An 18,631-nucleotide genomic window follows, 5' to 3' on the forward strand; every position below is an offset into this window, starting at 1 on the left:
GCATTGGAGTGAAGCAGCAAATGCCGCTTTGCGTAAGAGGATTAATCCCAAATTAGACGGGTATAACTAATCGATTTATCGCGTCAGGTATGAATATTTTCAGAAAGATTACAAATTACGCCAATAACACAAAGCCCGTTCTTATTCATCAATGAAAGATTCGCATATCGGTGCAACTACCATTTTTCCGAGTCCCGAAAAAAAAGGCCGACGCAAGCGTCGGCCCTCGGATACGGGGGTAAGAGCGGTTACGCCGCCATCGCCGATCAGGCCTCGGCGGTGCTCGAAGCATCTCGCCGTGGCTCGCTAAGCGGTGCGTCGGCAAGCAGGCCTTTGGTCAGCTCGAGCGCCTGGCGTTCGAACAGGCGCCGATACAGCCCATGCTCGAGCCGGATCAACGCATCGTGATCGCCCTCTTCGACAACGTGCCCCTTATCGAGCACGAGCAGACGATCGAGCGAGCGCACCGTCGACAAGCGATGTGCGACGACGAGCGTGGTCCGACCCACCATGAGCCGCTCCATCGCTTCCTGGATCGATGCCTCGCTCTCGCTGTCGAGGCTCGAAGTGGCTTCGTCGAAGATGAGGACGGGCGCATCGGCCAGGAACGCGCGGGCGATGGCCACCCGTTGCCGCTCGCCGCCCGACAGCTTTACGCCGCGCTCGCCGACGAGCGTGTCGTAGCCGCGCGGCAGCGCCGCGATGAACTCATGCGCGTTGGCCAGTTGTGCCGCGCGTTCGATGTCGGCACGCGATGCGCCGGGCCGGGCATAGGCGATGTTCTCGGCCAGCGAGCGGTGAAACAACAGCGGCTCCTGCTGGACGATCGCAATCTGAGCGCGCAGCGACGCCTGACGAACGCCCGCAATGTCTTGTCCGTCGATCGTGATCCTGCCTTCCGTCACGTCGTACAGCCGTTGGATCAATTTGATGAACGTCGTCTTGCCGGACCCTGAATGGCCGATCAACCCCACGCGCTCGCCGGGCGCAATGCGGACCGAGAAGTCCGAATACAACGGCGTCGCGTGCGCGTCATAGCGGAAAGTCACGTGCTCGAAGCGGATCTCGCCGTGCTCGACGACCAGCGTGGCCGCGCCGGGTTTGTCGTCGATGCCGAGCGGCTGGCTTGTCAATTGAACGAGCTCTTCCATGTCGTTGACCGAGCGCTGCAACTGCCGCACCAGCATGCCGACGTCGCGCAAATACCCTTGCAGCACCAGGAACATCGTCAAAGCGAAGGCGATGTCGCCCACGCCCGCTCGATCGTTCAGCCACAGCACGATGGCAACGCCGAGCATCGCCGCTTGCATCGCGGCGAGCATGACGTTTTGCAGGCTACCGTTGAATGTGCCGCGCAGCCATGCTCGGCGCGTGCGGTGGCTCCATTTTCCGATCACGCGCGACAAGCGCTGCTCCTCGCGCATTTCGGCGCCGAACGCCTTGACGACGGAGTTGCAGGTGACGGCATCGGCCAGCGCGCCGCCCAACCGCGTATCCCAGGCGTTGCCCAAGCGCGCCGCGGGCGCGACGAGGCTGAGCGTCAAGGTAATCGTCACGGCGATGTAGAGCACCGCACCGGTGCCGACGACGACGCCCATGACCGGCCAGCGCGCGCCGAGCAGCGCCGTCGCTCCGACGAGCATGATGAACGACGGCAGCAGCCCGATCAGCAGCGTGTCGTTGAGCAGGTCGACCGCCCAGATGCCGCGCGTGATCTTGCGCACGGTCGAGCCCGCGAAACTGTTCGCGTGCCAATCGGTCGACAACCTCTGCACGCGGTGGAACGCGTCGCCCGCGATGTCGCTCATCATCTTCAGAGTCAGGCCGGTGATGCTGAAGTACGTGAAGTAACGCAGCAACGCGCCGGCCAGCGCCAGAGCGATCAACGATACGAACGGCGCGAGCACCGCATGTAAAGCGCTCGTTTTATCGTGGCTGCCGCTGGCCAGCGCGTCGACGAGGTGGCCGGCGAACCACGGCGTCATGATGTCGGCGAATGCGGTCAATAGCGCGACGAGGACGATCGCGGCAATGCGCGGACGCTGCCGGATCCAATGCGTGAAGGCGAAGCCGAAGACGTCCTTGAACGTCTGCCCGCCAAGATCGATTTTTGTGTGATTCATAGGCGTTCTGCCCCGAACGCATCGCGCTCAGGGTCCTGAAAATTGAAAGAAAAAGCTTCGCGGCGCGAACCGAACGGTCCGGCGCCGACGAGAGGCCGCTTACCGCGGCGGAATGACTTAGAAAATGCGAGAGCCGGTTTGCACGCCAGGGAGGCCCTGGCCGAACACGGCGAGAATCGAAGCTTCGGCAGCTACGGCGACGTCAAGGTCGCCGTTCGCCCTTGCGAGCAGATGCCACGTTCGGGACGGCTGTAAGCGTGGTGATAGACATCGAACGCCTCCCTTGGTGGTTAAGTGAATTGAACGGGAAACTAGTCTAACAGTATCTCAAAATGGGCGTGCGAAACCCGACACAGGCAACGAGGGATCGCCCGCGTTGCCCATTGCACCTTCGGCGCACCGCATGATGCGTTTCGAGTTGTTCGTTTCTTTCCTCAGTTCGTGGGCGTCAAATCCACACGCGTCGACGGGCCGTTGTCCTTCATCCCTTCCGTGCCGAAATGCGGCGCCACAATCGCGATCCGGCTGGCGTCGATTTTCTGGCTCAAATACTGGCGCACGCTCTGGGCGCGCTGCTCGGCAAGCGCGTGCAGGCTCGTGTCGTCGACGGGCGCGTGGTAAGCCAGCGAGCGTTTCATATCCTCGTCGGGCAACGTTTTGGTCAGGCCGATGAAGTTGCGAGGCTTCTTGAAATCGGCGTCGTCGTACGCCTTTTTCAAATAACGGCTGTACTCGTCGGGGGTCAACGTCACGGTGGACAAGTCGACACGTTGCCCGCCGCTCGTCGTCGCCTTCGCTTTCTCCTGCTTCACGAGGTCGTCGACGTAGGCGAAACGCAATCCCGACGTATCGACGTCCGCGTCCGCTCGTCCGCTCAACTCGAGCTTCACCTCCGTTTTATCCGTCATCAGCCTCGCAAGCGTATCGAGCTTCTCGCGTGCGCTGTCCGTCAATGCCGCAGAACCGGGCGCAAACGCGATGTATTGCAAGTGCTCCGCGCTGGGCTGACCGCTCGCGCCGCCGCCGAACGCGTTCGCCAACAGCGAGAACGGCGCCGTGACCGCGCGCTCGATAAGATGCGTGACCGCGCTCCAGATCAGGCTGCCCAAGCTGAATTGCGGATTCGACAGCGATCCCGAAACGGGAATGTTGACGTCGATCTGGCCGCGGGAGTTCTTCAGCAGGGCAATGGCGAGGCGGACCGGCAAGTGCGTTTCCGTATCGTTTTGGACATGCTCGCCGAATGTCAGCTGGTCGATGAAAAGATGATTTTCCGCGGTCAGTTGGTCGTTTGCGAGCTTGTAATGCAGATCGACGTTCAGCGTGCCCTTCAGGATCGGATAGCCCGCGTATTTCAGCGAATAAGGCGTCAGGTTCTTCAGCCCGATATCGTGCGCACTCGCGCTCAAGTCGAGCGTCGGTTTCGGCGCGAGCGGGTTGGCCGTGCCGCGAATAGCGACCGGGCCGTTATGGGCCAGGCTTGCGTTGATGTTGACCGGCGCCGGAGTCGCGACGTCGGTCCCGAACGTGCCGATCGTCCCGGTGATATCGACGAGGTCGGCTGTGTAGTTCGGTTTGACAAAGTCGTCGGTGTAGTTCACATGGCCCTGTTGCAGCACCACTTGGCCGATGCGGGCGCGCAGCGGGGTCGAGGCCGTGCCCGGCGGCGCCGTTTCGACGTGCGCCGTGCTCGTCGCCGCCTTCTGCTTGCCGGTGCCCGACGCGTCGGCGGCCGCACGCTGCTGGGCCAGCACGTCGTTCAGGTTCAGCTTGCCCTGAGCGTCAAGCACCACACGCCCGAAAAAGCGTGCGAACGTGACGCGCGCAATCTCCAGGTCGACGCCGTGTTCGTCGTAGCGGGCGTTGATGCCGCCGAGGCCAAGGGTTCCCCAGCCTGCAAGCGGCGCCGACGTCGTGCGATCGAGCAGACGCACGTCGACGAGCGCCGCCCCGCCCCGGTACGAATACGACGCGGCGCCATTCTTCGATATCGCAGCCTTGATTTGTCCTCGGGCGTTCAATTGAGCGCCCGCGATCTTCGCGTGCAGCCCGCTGCCGAAATAAGGCTCGACGGCCGAAAGATCGAGCCGGTTCGCCTGCACGTTCAGCGTGGCATCGAGCGGCGCCGGTACGATCGCGCCCTCGGCGTCGAGCGTGCCCTTGCCGTTAAGCGACGCCTCCAACTTGACCGCAAGCGGCCGGCTCATGTCTTCAGAAATGTTGCGCACGTCAAGTTGGACCGGCGCGAAGTGCAGCGTCGCGGGGCTGGGTGCGGCTTCATCGGTGATGTCCGCCGAGGCGTCGCGCAAAACGAGTTCGCCGATTCGATAGCGCCAGCCCGGTTGCGTTTCGTGCGTGGCTGTCTGGTTGCTTCGAGCCGGCTCATGAGTCCGGCGTTCGCGGGCAGGCTCGCGCGCCGTTTCGGCTCGCACCGCGCGCGATCGTTCGGGCGTCGACTGGCCCGGCGGCTGCGCCAGCTGCGTCAGGCTGATGCGGCCATCTTTGTCGCGCGTACCCGTCACCGACAACCCCGTGGCTTCGATCCGGTCGATATCGGCCGAATGCGCCGCCACGTCGATGCTTTTGATGGCGACGCGGCCTTGCGCGAGCGCGATGTCCGGCGCACCGCCTTTCGCCGCAGCGAGCCCGCTGATTTTCAATGACGTCAGCGTCAGATCGCCGTCGCCGACGCGCATTTGCATGCTTGGGTGCGACCAATCGGCATCGAGCGAGAGCGTCGCGCCGAGCGCGCCTTCGATGATCCGAGCCCGCGTCGCGCCATCCAGATACGGTTGTGCGACCGGCAAGGCGAAATGGTCGATCGTCACTTTGGCGTCGGCACGCTGGGCCGCCATCGCGAGCGCGCCCGTTGCTGCGATGGTCCCGCCTTGCTTCAGCGTCGTTTGGATCGCGTAGCGCGATTTCGCGGCGCCGCGCGTCGAAAAGTCGTCCAACGACGCTTGGAGGTTCGACAGGTCGACGGCGACCGGACGGTCCGGCACGCGGTCTTCGAACGCGACGGTGCCGTCGCTCAGCGCGAAATGCTTGATCGATACATCTATAGGGGCGGGCTTTGCTGCTACGGTCCCAGCGGGCGAAGCAGCAGCGGACGCCGAGGAGGCCGCAGAGGCCGAGACTGCGCTCGCCGCGTCCATCGCGCTCGCGCCCGCTGTCCGAGACGCTGTCGAGGACGCTGGCGTCGGGGCCGCGGCGGGCGACGCAAACGCGTGGGCAATACTGAGTTCGCCCGTATGCTCGCGCGTCAGATGCAGCGCGGGCTGGTCCAGGCGGATTTCGTCAAAGCGATAAACGCCCGCAAGCGGCTGGAGCCCTGCCGCTGCGACGTGCAGCGCGTGCGCCGCGAAAAGCGGTGCATGCGCCGCATCGACGATGCGCGCATCGGTCAGGTCCGCAGTGCCGGAAACGGTCAATGTCGGCTTGTCGGCCGAGATCAGGAAGCGCAGCTTCAGATCGCCGGCCAGCCTGCCGCTTTGCACCTCGAGCGGAAGCTTCGTCGGCACGTAAGACAACAGGCGCGGCACGTCGAGATCATTGAACGTCAAGGTGACGTCCGATTCCCGCGATTGCGCAAATGGCTTCGTTCTGCCACGGATCTCGAGGGGGCTGCCATCGACTCGCGCCGAAAACCGTGGATCGACGAAGATGTCGGTCTGCGCGGGCAGCGTCGCGATAAACGGCACGCCGAGCGACAACTGATCGACGACATGGCGCGCGCCGAGCAAGCGGTCGTCGAAATCGATGCGGCCGTTTTCGACGGCGATATTCGAGACCGAGAACAGCGTCGGGCCCGCTTGCGGCTTCGAAGGTTTGGCGAACTTCTCGGCGATGTCGCTGAAATTGAAGCGCTGCGCGTCATACCGCACCAGGTTGATGCGGGGCGAATCGATGCGCAGCTCGCTCACCATTGGCGCGAATCGTAGCAACGTGATCCACGACGCCCGCACGACCAGGCGTTCGACTGTCGCGAAATCGCCCGTGCCGCCGCGCTCGCCGACACGCAAACCGTCGACTTCGAGTCGAAGCGTGTAGGGATTGAGGGTGACGCGGCGAATCGATGCGGGCCGGTCGAGCGCCTGCCCGAGCTGCCGCTCGGCGATGTGTCGAATCAACGGCGGCGCGGCAAAAAAACCAATCAGTCCGTACAGCACCACGGCAAACACCGCGCCGATCGCCGCGCGCCGCGCACCGCGAGACCGCATCTTCTCCCTGAGACGGGACAGCGCGCCGCCTTTCGGTTCATCCGTCATCGCGCTGCTCCGCTCACGCTTGCTCGCTCCGCTCGATTCATTCGACGTCTTCGCCCTCGGCTACCGAGGCTCGATCTTGGGCGGCAGCCAGCTGCCGTCGGTCGCATTCGGTTGCGGCGCGTACAGCCGCATCACGAGTTCGAACGGACCCGCCGGCACGGGCAGCCAGTTCGATTGATGCACGCGGCCCGGCGATTTCGCCGACACGTAAATGTCGATGGAGCCGTCGCGATTGCGGCGCACGCGGTCGTGCGAGTCGATCGTATAGTGCGGGACGTGGCCCGGCACCAGCTCGCCGCTCGGCGTGTAGGCCGTAATCGTCCAATAGGCGCGCACGGGCGGCAACGCCTTCGGCGCAAAGTGCATCACGTAAGCATGACTGCCGTCGAGCGGCTGGCCCGCAGCGTCCACCAGGGCGGTCGGGAATGCTTCGTCCTGTTTCGTCGCTATACCCGGATGGGCATAGGCCGCATAGGCGCGCAGCGCATAGTCGTCACCGAATAAGCCGACGCCATCGCCAACCCAATTCCAGCCGTTGCCCGAAATGGCGTTGACGGGCGGCGTCATCGCGCGCCTAAGGCCCTCGGCCACGCCCGCAGCGATGGCATCGGCCGAGCCGTCGGGGAAGTGGACCGCTTCGCCGGGCTTCACGCCGATATCGGCCAGCACCTTGACCGCATGGGCATCGGCGGGCGCCGGGGGATTGTCGCGCAACGCATCCGCCAATCTGCCGAAGAACGCGTTGGCGTCGAGCTGAGCGACGGCCCCAGCGTTCGCGGCCAGCCCCGTCGTGGCCTCGGCCACGCTTTCGCTCGGATCGCTGCCGGCCCTCGCGACGTGCTGGCCCCGCTTCGCGTGCTTGCCGCGGACGGCATGCCGCTGGTGCTCTTCGGCGAGATAGGCCGAGAGCGGCGCGACGCGCACTTCGCTTTCGAGTCGCCGCGCCCACGGCACGGCGCGCGCGTCGAGCGCCGCGATCCGCACACCCAGCCACAGGTTGTTGCCCGGCGCATCGACGCGCTCGACGCCCGACGGCAGTTGCCCGTCCCAGCCCGGCGCAACGAACGCGATCGTCTGCGGCTTCGGCGCGCCGGTCCGCGCATTGGCGGTCGGTCCCGTCGACCAGACGACGTTCGTCCACATATCGAGCACGCGCGCGTCGAGAAAGCGGCCATGCGTCTCCGGCAAGGAGACGATGACGGGCTCTTGCGACAGATCGAGCCAGGCGTTGGCCGATAACGTGTCGACGTCGGCCAACGGCGGCGGCGTGTCGCCTTCGGGGTGGATCACGGGCACCGGACGCAATGTGTTCAGCACCGCGCCCGCGTCAGGCCCCGCGCCAGCCCCCGCCAGCGCCGCCGCACGCGCCGTGGACATCACGACGAGCGGATAGCCGAACACATATGAATCGACGACCCGGTCCTGAGTCCACCCACTCGCCTTCGGTGGAGGCGGCGCCTTGACCTGTGCGGCACACCCCGCAAGAACAATGGCGACACAGGCCAGCCAGGAACGCGTCCCCGCGGGCAACAGCAATGTTCGAGTTGTTGTTTTCATGTATGTGTACGGTCTGTTTGCGCGGCATCGGGCGGCCCACTCCGCCTTCGCCATTGTGTTGCGTCCGCCCCGGCCAGGGTCTCGCGCGACGTCGATTCTCTCGATAATCGCGAAAGCGTTGTATCGTATCCTCGGCCACGAAGCAAGGATGAACGAAAACTCCAGCATCAGGCGCGCAACGCTCGCGCCCGCCGCGACGACTTTCTGCGCCGAGCCGTCCGGTCTCACAGTCTGCCTGCCCGCGCCGTTGCCTGGGTGCTGGCGATCGGTCGAACACGACGCTTGACCTTCCCATGATGGGAAGGTCGATAGTACGTTGACAGTACGTTCTGTCGCAGCCTCGCCTGCCGTTTTCGTCGTTAGAGCCATCATGACCGAACTCGCTTCTTCCACTTCTTCCCGGGCCGCCGACGCGCCGAGCGCCGAGCTCGATATTCGAGGCATGACCTGCGCTTCGTGCGCCGCGCGGGTCGAAAAGGCGTTGGCGCGTGTTCCCGGCGTAACCGCCGCCTCCGTCAATCTCGCGACCGAGCGGGCATCCGTGCGCGCCTCGGTGCCGCTCACGCCGGCGGAGGTCGAGCGGCTCGTCAAGGCGGTCGTCGATGCCGGCTATGAAGCACAGCCTATCGTCGACGAACCGCAAGCCGCGGAGGCGGAAGCGGCGGCGAACGCTACGCCCGCCACCGCGGGGCGCGAGCGGCAGGCGCGGCGCGAGTTGGTCGCCGTGGCGCTATCGGCGCTGCTCAGCGCGCCGTTGATGCTGCCGATGCTGACCGCACCGTTCGGCGTCGAGGTCGCACTACCCGCGTGGCTGCAGCTCGCACTGGCGAGCATCGTCCAATTCGTCTTCGGCGCCCGCTTCTACAACAGCGCCTATCGGGCCGTACGCGCACGCTCGGGCAATATGGATCTGCTGGTTGCGCTCGGCACCTCGGCGGCATACGGGCTAAGCGTTTGGCAGACGATCGCCCAACCGGGCGACACCATGCATTTGTATTTCGAAGCTTCGGCGGTCGTCATCACGCTCGTGCGGCTCGGTAAGTGGCTCGAAGCCCGGGCCAAACGCGAAACGACCGACGCCATTCGCGCGCTGAGCGCGCTGCGGCCAGACCGGGCGCAAGTCAAAGACGAACGCGGCAACGAGCGCGAGGTGCCGCTCACTCAGGTACGCGTCGGCATGGTGGTCGTCGTCAGGCCCGGCGAGCGCGTGCCCGTCGATGGCACGATCGCGGCGGGCCGCACGCATGTCGACGAATCGCTGATTACCGGCGAAAGCCTGCCCGTGGCAAAAGGGCCGGGCGAGCGGGTCACGGCCGGCTCGATCAACGGCGAAGGGGCGCTCGAGGTAACGACGACAGCCACCGGCGCCGAAACGACGCTCGCGCGCATCATCCGGCTCGTCGAAAGCGCGCAGGCGGAGAAAGCGCCCATTCAACGGCTCGTCGATCGGGTCAGCACTGTCTTCGTGCCGACGATTCTCGTGCTCGCGGCGGCGACCTTCGGGCTTTGGCTGCTGGCCGGCGCATCGGCGCAAACGGCGATTCTCAACGCCGTATCGGTGCTCGTCATCGCCTGCCCATGCGCGCTCGGGCTCGCGACGCCTGCCGCGATCATGGCCGGCACGGGTGTCGCGGCCCGGCGCGGCGTGCTCATCAAGGATGCGGAGGCGCTGGAGCTGGCGCAGCGCGTGTCGATCGTCGCATTCGACAAAACCGGCACGCTGACCGTAGGCAAGCCGCAACTCGTGGCTTTCGAAGCGTTCGGGATGGCAGACGACGACGCCTTGGCACTCGCCGCCGCCGTCGAGCGCAGCAGCGACCATCCGCTCGCGCGCGCCCTGTTGGCCGAGTACGACGCCCGCGCCGTCGCAACGAAGGCCCCGGCAACGATCGGCGGCGCCGACGATAGCGGCCCGCGCGTGCCCGCCGCGGTCAACGCCAAAGCCGTGGCCGGGCGCGGCATGCGGGCCGAAATCGACGGCGCCGCCGTGTGCGTGGGCAACGCGCGCTGGCTCGACGAGCTCGGCGCCGAGCCGCCGGCCGCGGCACGCGCCCGCGCGGACGAACTCGAAAACGCCGGCAATACGATCTCGTGGCTGATGCGCCCGGCCTCGGGGCAGGCGCCTGCTCAAGTGCTCGCACTGATCGCGTTCGGCGACAGCATCAAGCCGAGCGCACGCATTGCCGTCGAGCAGTTGGCGGCGCGCGGCATCAAGAGCGTGCTCATCACCGGCGACAATCGGGGCGCCGCAGCGACCGTCGCGGCCGCGCTGGGTATCGACGAGTTTTACGGACAGGTGCTGCCGGAGGACAAAGCCGCTATCGTCGCGCAATTGAAGGCGCGCACGGGACAAATCGTCGCGATGGCCGGCGATGGCATCAACGACGCCCCGGCCCTCGCCGCGGCCGACATCGGCATCGCCATGGCGACGGGTACCGACGTCGCCATGCATGCGGCCGGCATCACGCTGATGCGAGGCGATCCGGCGCTCGTGGCCGATGCGATCGACATCTCCCGGCGGACCTATCGGAAGATCCAGCAGAACCTGTTTTGGGCTTTCGTGTACAACCTGATCGGGATCCCGCTTGCAGCGCTCGGGTGGCTCAATCCGATGCTCGCCGGCGCCGCCATGGCGTTTTCCAGCGTCAGCGTAGTGACGAACGCACTGCTGCTCAAACGGTGGAAGGGGGTCGAGAGGGGGTGACAGGCGGTCGAACGCCGCTTGTCAGCGCCCCCTGCGTCGGCCAGGCGGCTTCAGCAGGCGGCTTCGCGGCGGCTCAGTTGGCGGCCGCTGGTTTGACCTTTTCCCTGGCATGCCGGGCATGGGTGGCCTTGACACGCTTCATCGGTTCCTGCGCGGACTTTGCCAAGGCGTTCGCATTGCCCATCGCGGTGGACGCTGGCGCTGGCCGCGCGGCGGCCGATGCGGACAACGCCGAAGTGGCGCTTGCCAGATTGGCCAATGCGGCCTGCTGCTCGGACAGAGCCGCTTGCGCTTGCTGGCGCTCGGCCTGCGCACGATGGGCGAATGCGATCAGCGCCACCATCTGAGCGACCGACACGACGAGCAACAGTGCAAGACCGGCCAACGCGAGGGCAAACCAGCGCTGCGTCTGTCGCCAGCGCTCCTGGGCCGCGTGACGTTCCCCGGCAATCGTTTCTTGTAGCGACGCGACGGTCCGCGCAAGCTCGCTCGGTTCGGCGGTGCGAGCGGCGTCGGCTGAAGCCATAGGCTTCGGTTCGAACCGCTCGACAAGCGCCTCGGGCGCTATCGCTTGAAATTTCGTAGGGGCGACGGCTTTTTTGGGGCTCGCCGCCCTCCGAGGGGCGGCCTTTCGGGCGGCAGCCGGCTTTGCGCCACCCACCGATTGACCCGCAGAGGCCGACCGCGCTTTGATCGCGGGCGTCCGCGTCGCATCCGGCCCCTCCGCGGGAGTTGGCGTCTCCGGTACGGCCGAGATCTCTGCGACGGGCGACGCTTCCGTCACGGCCGCCTTCTTCGAGACGACCGGGGCATATACCGCAGCCGGCGCTTCCTCGACCGCCGCAGCCGCTCCCATCGAAACGCCGCTTGCCTCCAACACCGCAGACTCGGTATCACCCCGCGCGCCCGCGCCCGCTATCGACGCGAACACGTCCGCCGGCAACTCGAAGCCGACCAACGTGCCCTGACGCGGATCGAAGAGCGGCAGAGGCGCCTCCTCGCCCGCGTCGGTCGCATCGCCCCGCGACAGCCGCGGCTCGGGTTCGACCGCAGTGCGCGCCGAAAGGCGCTCGTCGCCCGACGAAGCGGCGCGCGTGCGCGCTTTCACAGTTGAGCCGCCTTGGGCACGGAGGGAAAAGGATGCTGCGGAATCTGCCATGGCGTGTGGTGACGGCCGCGGCCAAGCGCGGCGCATGCAATCGTGGTCGAGCGTGTTGCAAACGCGGCATTGTCTCACGATCGGTCCTTGCTGCGTCCCTCCAGCGAGGCCTCAACGCGCCGGCCCCGCCTGACGCGCAAGCTCAACGGCCATCCGGCCCCGTCTCGACATGGCCATTTGCGACGCCCTCACCGTTTTCGCTTTCCTCACGCAGCGAGTTCGACGTTGCTCAGCATGGTGCAGCCCTCCTTTCGTATCGGCCGGCATGCCTCGCAGCGCGCCTTTGCATTATCCTTTGCGCTTCGCACGGCAATTGAGCCGGCGCTCGGCCAGAGCGCCGGCGGCATGCGCCGTCCCGTCGTCAAGCCTATTCGCATCATGTCCAGTTCGATCGCCCGTTCGATCGCGGCGGAAGCCGCCGCCCTGCGCACGCACTATGCGCAAACCGTCCTGCCCATCTGGCGCGGGCCCGGATTCAACGGTACGTTGCAATTACCGTACGAGGCCGTTGCCGCCGACAACCACGCGCCGCTGCCCGTCGCTCGCTACCGCGCGATGGCCTGCGCACGGCAGTTGTTCGTGTTTTCGCACGCGGGCGAGGCGGCCCATGCCGGGCAACTCTTTCATGCGATGTGTCGTTATTTCCATGACGAAAAGCACGGAGGGTGGTTTTACAGCATCGACGCGCAAGGCGCCCCGCTCGACACAAGCAAGGATCTCTACACCCACGCGTTCGTGATTTTTGCGTGCGCGCACTATGCGTTCGCAACGGGCGATCGCGATGCATTGCGTGTCGTCGCGGAAACAGCTTCGCTCGTGCAGGAGCGCTTCGGCAGCGCGGCAGGGCTGCTGCACGCCGCGCTCGAGCGCGACTTCTCCACCGTGCGCACCGGGCCGCTGCAGAACCCGCTCATGCATCTGACCGAAGCCTTACTCGCTGCGTACGAGACGACGGGCGAGCCGGCCTATGAGTCGACGCTCGCACAGTTGGCCGACGCAGTGGCCGGCAGCTTCGTGCATGCCCCGACGGGCGCGATCGCCGAGTTGCCGCTCGGCAGCGCCGCTAACCGGCTCGAGCCCGGTCATCAGTTCGAGTGGTTTTATCTGGTGAAGCGCGCGGGGCCCGTCGTCGCGGCGTCGGGGCTCGAAGGCCATCTATCGCGAGCATTCGATTTCGCGCAGCGATATGGGATCGACCGAACGACAGGCGGCGTATGCGCCGCGCTCGACGAAAACGGCGGCGTCAAGGACCCGACGCAGCGAATCTGGGCGCAGACCGAATATCTGCGCGCGCTCGCCACGCGCGGTCGCGATGAAGATCTCGAAACGCTTGCGCTGCAGATTCCGCGCTTTCAGGCGCGCTTTCTACATGCGCGCGGTTGGTACGAATGCGTTACGCCGGCGGGCGACGTGGCGCGCGCCGACATGCCATCGACGACGCCCTATCACCTCGCCACCGCCTACGCCGCGTTACCGGCCAGCCCTCAATAAGCCAGGACCGGCTCGCAGACGGCCGCGTGGGCCGCGGCCGCAAGGCGCGAGTCGTGGAGCACGGCCGGTGAAATCTCGAAGACCGACACCGCCTCCTTGGGCTGGCGCGTTTGATCGTGCAGCGAAGAGGCGGCCGCGGCGGCCTCTTCGACGAGCGCCGCGTTTTGCTGCGTCAGCCGACCTGGTCGAGCTAAATGGCGGTCATCCGGGTTTACGGCAGTTGATGTTTTTGCTTGAGCACAATCGTAGATATCGACGAAGCCCGGTTTTCAGGCATCGAGCCCCCTTTGCAGCGGGCTTGCGGGTGCGGGCCCGCTGATACTTCCTTGACGCGGTCCGGCTTCCCTTCCTAGAGTGGTACGCGACAAGACACGGGGCCGTGCCCCGAAGGGGCTCCTGCATGACCGATCTATTCGATCTCGCGCGCGGCGCGCTGCACGCGCAACCGTTCAGCACCTTGCTCGGCACGGAACTCGTGAAAATCGGCGAGCGCGAGGTGACGCTTCGGCTTTGCATCCGCGATGAACTGCGCCAGCAGCACGGGTTCGTTCACGGCGGAGTCGTAAGCTATCTGGCCGACAACGCGCTGACGTTCGCCGGCGCGCTGGCGCTGGGGCCACGCGTCGTCACGGGCGAATACAAGATCAATTACCTGCGTCCCGCGGTGCGCGGCACGCTGCTCGCGCAGGCAGAACTCATCTATGCCGGCCGCGGCCATGCGATCTGCCAATGCCGCATCTACGTGATCGACGGCGAAAAGGAAACGCTCGTCGCACTGGCGCAGGGCACGATCAATCGTGTCGGCGACGGGCCAAACGCTTCGCTGCCGCATCACGAAGAACACGAAGCGCCGCACGGAGACGAGGGCGCGTAATGCGTCGCCGGCACTATCGGCAGGCTAAAGATCCGTGCGGGGTGGATCGCAAGCGCGAGGGGCGCTAGAATGGCGGCCCCTCAAAAAAGCGCGCGCGACCCCTGCCGTGCGCGCCGTCGTTCGAACTCATGGCAAAACTTCTGACCGATCCCGAATTCCAGCGCTTTTCCGAACTCCAGCAAAAGCAAGCCAGCTTCACCATCACGAGCGAAGAAGCCGACGAGCTGCGCGCCATCGTCGAACGTGCGCAGCAAAAGCGCGACGATCGCGCCGCGGCGATGCAGGCGATCGAGGCCTACATCGCTCAATTCGAAATCACGCCCGACGAGCTCTTTTCGCCCGATCAGATCGGCGAAGCGGCACGCGCTTACGGGCTCATCGCCGCAACCAAGAAGGAGCGCGTGCTGCCGCCCGCGCTGACGTTTGGCGGCAAGACCTACCAATGGACGCGCGCATTGCCCGACGATATCCGCGTGCCGCTGTTCGATGCATTCAAGGCGGGCCAGTCGGTCAAGCCGTTCCTCGCCACGCCCAAAGACACGGCGCGCAACGCGGCGACGATCGCGCGCCTCGAGCGCGAAACGGGTAGCGTCTATGCCGATGCCTGGCTCGAAGAGCTGTCGATTTCACGCACGCAGATCGACGAAGCCGCCGCGAAGCTGGCGGCCTGAAGCGATAGGGCGTCCCGGCGCGGCCGGCCTACGGCCGCGCCGTTTCGCAACCGATCGTCCCGCCCCATTGCCAAGGCGCGCTGCCTTCGCCAGAAAAGCAAAGGGAATCCCTATCGCTTTGATCGATCGGCCTGCAAAGGCATCTTCACTTCGACGACTGCAGGGTCCGCTGTCGGCCCGATCGTGAAGCCGCATGCCTTCACGAGTCCCAGCATCGGCGCGTTCTCGCGCAATACTTCTCCGACGATCCACCGCGTGCCGCGTGCGCGAACGTACGCCACCATCCGCTCCATCAGCATCCGGCCAAGTCCTCTTCCCTTGAGGTCCGACCGCACGGCCACGGCGAACTCGGCGTTCTCGTTGTCGGGGTCGGTAATCGTGCGCACGACGCCGAGCGTACGAGCGTGACTGCCTTCGCCCATCGTTGCGATCAAAGCCATCTCGCGGTCATAGTCGATCTGCGTCATGCGCGCGAGCTGCGTATGATCGAATCCGCTGATCGCGCCGAAGAACCGCAATCGCAAATCGTCGGGCGTCATCGCGGCGATGAAGGCGCTATGCGCGGGCTCGTCTTCGGGACGAATCGGCCGTATCGTCAATCTTTCGCCGTGCCAATCGAGCGTCTCTTCGAGCTGCCGCGGGTAAGGCACGATAGCGAGCCGGCCGCGCGTGCGTCCAAGCGTGATCCGCGGCGCAATCAACCGCGCATGAATCCGCGTCACCCTCAGCACCGCAGTCAGGCCGACGATCAACTCGATGCAGCAGACGGCCTCCGATAGCGAGGTCAACGCATCGAGCACAGGCCCGACCGGCGCACGGCGCGCATACGGCGAATGCGAGACGATTTCGCGCGCGAGTATCGGGTTCAGCGGCGGCAAGCCGTAAGCGCTAAAGGGCGCCGACACGCCGTCCGCCGAGGGCGCCGCGAATTCGAACACGGGGCCGAAGTCCGCATCGTCACGCAACGTCACGGTCACATCGACGACATGTTCGTCCCCTTCGGCCACCGTCGCCGCCGCTTCTGCATCGACGACCACATCGAGCCCGAAGCAGCCGAGCAACGAAGCGGCTTCGTCACCGCCCACGCTCGATTGCCCCTTATCGAGCGTGGCTTTCGCCTTGCGTTGCGCCGCCTCGATTTCAGCCGGTATTTGAGCGGGCAACCCTTGCGGCGTTTGCATGAGCAATTCACGCGAGAGCCGATAGTCGACGAGGCGCGCAAATGCGCGCGCCAACCGGTGCGGCGTCGAATGCAGCGCGATGCCGTGCGCACGCAGCGCATCGCGGGTCTCCTCATCGACCCCGCCGAAAAAGCAGGCGAGCAAACCGCGGTAGGCGAAGCGCTGACGCTCGATCAATACCTGTGCGACCTCTGCAACCGGTGCGCTCAACGTCGACGCATGAACGACGAACGCGGTCCCCGTCTCACGATGCGGCGCCAGCGCTTCCAACGCCAAGCCGAAGTGTTCGGGCTTGGCGTCATCGCCGAGCACGAGCGGATTGCCCGCCGTCACGCGCGGTAGCGCCGAGGCAATTGCAACGCCCGCGGCGGCGGGCCAATGCGCGAGCGCCGTATTGGCCGCAGCGAACGCATCGGCCGCCAGCGCGGCGACACCGCGATCGCTGGTGACGAGCGTGGCAGACGAGCTCGCCGCAATGCGCCCCACCCCGAGGGTTTCGATCTCGTCGAGCAGATCGTCGAGCGAATCGACGCGCACCATGCCCGCGCGCCGAAACGCCGACGCGTACAACGCACCGGCGGGATCGGATCGCCCCGTGCGCAGCACGAGCACGGGCTTGTTGCGCGCGGCTGCGCGCGCCGCCGACATGAACTTGCGCGCGGCGCGCACGGTGGACAGTTCGAGCAAAATCGCGCGCGTGTTGGGATCGCTCGCAAGATAGTCGAGCACATCGCCCGTATCGACGTCCGCTTCGCCGCCCAGCGCAATCGCGTGCGAGAACCCGAGCCCGCGCGCCGACGCCCATCCGAGCACCGCGTTCGTCAGCGCGTTCGACTGCGATACCCACGCCACGCCGCCCGTCTTCACCATCGACGACGATGCGCCGAAGTGGGCCCGCAGCGCCGGCGTGATGACGCCGAGGCTGCCGGGCCCGACAATGCGCAGCAAGTGCGGCTTGGCCGCAGCGAGCGTCTGCGAAATAACCCGCGGCACGACAGGTTTCGCCGAATCGCTGACGATCACGGCTGCGCGTGTGCCAAGCCGCCCGAGCTTACCGACGACGTCCACCCACGTCTCGCCCGGCGTGCAGATCAGCGCGACGCTCGGCGCTTCAGGTAAGTCGGCAGCATCGGAGAACGCGACGCACCCGTCGAGTTCGGTGTACTTGGGATTCACCGGCCAGATCGGGCCTTCAAAGCCGCCCTCGCGCACGCGCCGCCAGACCTTGGCGCCCACGCTGTCCGGGCGAAGCGATGCACCGATGACGGCGACGGATTTCGGTTGGAACAGCGCATCGAGATTGCGGACAGTCATAGCAGCACGCACCTGACGAACGTGAAGACGAAGGTGAAAGGAAAGGCGCCCTTGATCGGCAGCGGCGCCGCGATCCATGCCGCTTCCGACTTCGTTAGCATAGGCGATGCCGCGGCGATTGCGTGGACATCTCTTCAATCGAGCGATTTTCGAAACCGCATCACACTCGCGCCCAGCATGGCGACGGCCAATACGGCCATGGCCGCGAGCTGCGGCCAAAGCGCCGCGAAGCCAACGCCCTTCAGAAACACCGCACGCATCACGACGAGAAAATAGCGCAGTGGATTGAGGTATGTCAGCCATTGCAGCACGGGCGGCATCGACGAAATCGGAAATGCGAAGCCCGACAAAATGAAGATCGGGTTCAAGAGAATGAAATTGAGGGCGAATGCCTGCTGCTGCGTCCGTGAAAACGTCGAGAGCAATAAGCCGAGTCCGATCACGGCGAGCAGAAACAGCATGACCCCGGCCATCATGACGAGCCAGCTGCCGACCAAAGGCACGTGAAACCAGGCAATGCCGAGCGAGGTCACGATTGCCACGTCGCACAGGCCGATCAATAACGACGGCGCCGTCTTGCCGAGTATGAATTCGACCGGGCGAATCGGGCTCACCATGATTTGTTCGAGCGTGCCGACCTCGCGCTCACGCACGACGGCGAATGCGGTCAGGCTGACCACCTGCAGCAACGTGAGCGTACCTATCACGCCGGGGATGAAGAACCACCTGTCGTCGAGTCCCTCATTGAACCACGGCCGCTCTTGCAAGGCGACGGCGATCGTCGGCTGAGCGGCGCCCGCGTGCGTGGGCCACGCGCCCCGCCGCCAGTCGTTCTGATATTGCGCCACGATTTTGCTGATGTAACCCAATGCGATCAAAGCCGTATTCGAATTCGTCCCGTCAACGAGCACCTGCAGCGGCGCGCCGCTTCCTTGGCCGAGCGCCTGCGCAAAACCGGCCTGCACGACGACGGCCACTTCCGCGCGGCCCGCATCGAGTTCATGCGCAATCTCCCGTTGCGAATGCGCGAAATTGACGATATCGAAGCGGCCATTTGCCGTGAAGCGCGCAATCAGGTCGCGGCTCGCCTGGCTGCCGTCGAGATCGAGCACGGCCGTCGACACATGGCTGACCGTGAACGTCGCCGCGTAACCGTAGATGAGTACCTGCAGCACGAGCGGCACGACGATCCGAAACATCGCCCACGGGTCTCGTTTCAGTTCGATAAACTCTTTGACGAGCATGGCGAGCACGCGGTCGAACATCGTCGGCTCCTGGTTGCTTCGTTG

General features: G+C 65.5%; 10 protein-coding genes. 4 read left to right on the top strand and 6 right to left on the bottom strand.

Annotated elements, in window-relative coordinates; genetic code table 11:
• Window positions 1–266: 266 nt before the first annotated feature.
• From C0Z19_RS07410 to C0Z19_RS07420, 3 genes are all read right to left on the bottom strand, one after another.
• A complete protein-coding gene (locus tag C0Z19_RS07410) occupies window positions 267–2,123 on the bottom strand; it encodes an ABC transporter ATP-binding protein (protein ID WP_102609175.1) in 1,857 nt (618 codons plus the stop codon).
• Window positions 2,124–2,557: 434 nt separating this feature from the next.
• Window positions 2,558–6,391 carry a DUF748 domain-containing protein gene (locus C0Z19_RS07415; protein ID WP_102609176.1) on the bottom strand — a complete coding sequence of 1,278 codons (3,834 nt, stop codon included), beginning with the start codon at window positions 6,389–6,391 and terminating at the stop codon, window positions 2,558–2,560.
• Between the two features lie 60 nt (window positions 6,392–6,451).
• On the bottom strand, window positions 6,452–7,948 hold the full coding sequence (locus C0Z19_RS07420) for a DUF1254 domain-containing protein (protein WP_102609348.1): 1,497 nt from the start codon (window positions 7,946–7,948) through the stop codon (window positions 6,452–6,454).
• 442 nt (window positions 7,949–8,390) lie between these two features.
• Here C0Z19_RS07420 and C0Z19_RS07425 point away from each other — a divergent pair, with 442 nt between their 5' ends.
• Window positions 8,391–10,652, top strand: coding sequence for a heavy metal translocating P-type ATPase (locus tag C0Z19_RS07425; RefSeq protein WP_425330268.1), 2,262 nt, complete (start codon window positions 8,391–8,393; stop codon window positions 10,650–10,652).
• A gap of 73 nt (window positions 10,653–10,725) precedes the next feature.
• On the opposite strand, the gene C0Z19_RS07430 is transcribed toward C0Z19_RS07425, so the two are convergent.
• Entirely contained in the window at window positions 10,726–11,760 is a 1,035-nt protein-coding gene (locus tag C0Z19_RS07430; protein WP_102609178.1) for a hypothetical protein, read from the bottom strand.
• A 429-nt stretch (window positions 11,761–12,189) separates the two neighbouring features.
• On the opposite strand from C0Z19_RS07430, the gene C0Z19_RS07435 reads away from it, so the two are divergent.
• From C0Z19_RS07435 to C0Z19_RS07450, 3 genes are all read left to right on the top strand, one after another.
• Complete coding sequence (locus C0Z19_RS07435) at window positions 12,190–13,302, top strand: AGE family epimerase/isomerase (RefSeq protein ID WP_102609349.1); 1,113 nt, start codon at window positions 12,190–12,192, stop codon at window positions 13,300–13,302.
• A gap of 400 nt (window positions 13,303–13,702) precedes the next feature.
• Window positions 13,703–14,176, top strand: coding sequence for a PaaI family thioesterase (locus C0Z19_RS07445; RefSeq protein ID WP_102609179.1), 474 nt, complete (start codon window positions 13,703–13,705; stop codon window positions 14,174–14,176).
• Between the two features lie 128 nt (window positions 14,177–14,304).
• Entirely contained in the window at window positions 14,305–14,847 is a 543-nt protein-coding gene (locus C0Z19_RS07450; protein ID WP_102609180.1) for a hypothetical protein, read from the top strand.
• Window positions 14,848–14,957: 110 nt separating this feature from the next.
• On the opposite strand, the gene C0Z19_RS07455 is transcribed toward C0Z19_RS07450, so the two are convergent.
• Both C0Z19_RS07455 and C0Z19_RS07460 read right to left on the bottom strand, forming a co-directional pair.
• On the bottom strand, window positions 14,958–17,342 hold the full coding sequence (locus C0Z19_RS07455; RefSeq protein WP_102609181.1) for a bifunctional acetate--CoA ligase family protein/GNAT family N-acetyltransferase: 2,385 nt from the start codon (window positions 17,340–17,342) through the stop codon (window positions 14,958–14,960).
• A gap of 134 nt (window positions 17,343–17,476) precedes the next feature.
• On the bottom strand, window positions 17,477–18,607 hold the full coding sequence (locus tag C0Z19_RS07460) for an ABC transporter permease (protein ID WP_102609182.1): 1,131 nt from the start codon (window positions 18,605–18,607) through the stop codon (window positions 17,477–17,479).
• Between the last annotated feature and the right edge of the window lie 24 nt (window positions 18,608–18,631).

This window comes from Trinickia soli (genome assembly GCF_002879855.1).
GTDB classification, from domain to species: domain Bacteria; phylum Pseudomonadota; class Gammaproteobacteria; order Burkholderiales; family Burkholderiaceae; genus Trinickia; species Trinickia soli.

Excerpts from the sequence above, each read along its gene's own strand:
- C0Z19_RS07410 (WP_102609175.1), bottom strand. The coding sequence starts at position 2,123 with ATGAATCACACAAAAATCGATCTTGGCGGGCAGACGTTCAAGGACGTC.
- C0Z19_RS07415 (WP_102609176.1), bottom strand. The coding sequence starts at position 6,391 with ATGACGGATGAACCGAAAGGCGGCGCGCTGTCCCGTCTCAGGGAGAAG.
- C0Z19_RS07420 (WP_102609348.1), bottom strand. The coding sequence starts at position 7,948 with ATGAAAACAACAACTCGAACATTGCTGTTGCCCGCGGGGACGCGTTCC.
- C0Z19_RS07425 (WP_425330268.1), top strand. The coding sequence starts at position 8,391 with ATGACCTGCGCTTCGTGCGCCGCGCGGGTCGAAAAGGCGTTGGCGCGT.
- C0Z19_RS07435 (WP_102609349.1), top strand. The coding sequence starts at position 12,190 with ATGTCCAGTTCGATCGCCCGTTCGATCGCGGCGGAAGCCGCCGCCCTG.
- C0Z19_RS07445 (WP_102609179.1), top strand. The coding sequence starts at position 13,703 with ATGACCGATCTATTCGATCTCGCGCGCGGCGCGCTGCACGCGCAACCG.
- C0Z19_RS07450 (WP_102609180.1), top strand. The coding sequence starts at position 14,305 with ATGGCAAAACTTCTGACCGATCCCGAATTCCAGCGCTTTTCCGAACTC.
- C0Z19_RS07455 (WP_102609181.1), bottom strand. The coding sequence starts at position 17,342 with ATGACTGTCCGCAATCTCGATGCGCTGTTCCAACCGAAATCCGTCGCC.
- C0Z19_RS07460 (WP_102609182.1), bottom strand. The coding sequence starts at position 18,607 with ATGTTCGACCGCGTGCTCGCCATGCTCGTCAAAGAGTTTATCGAACTG.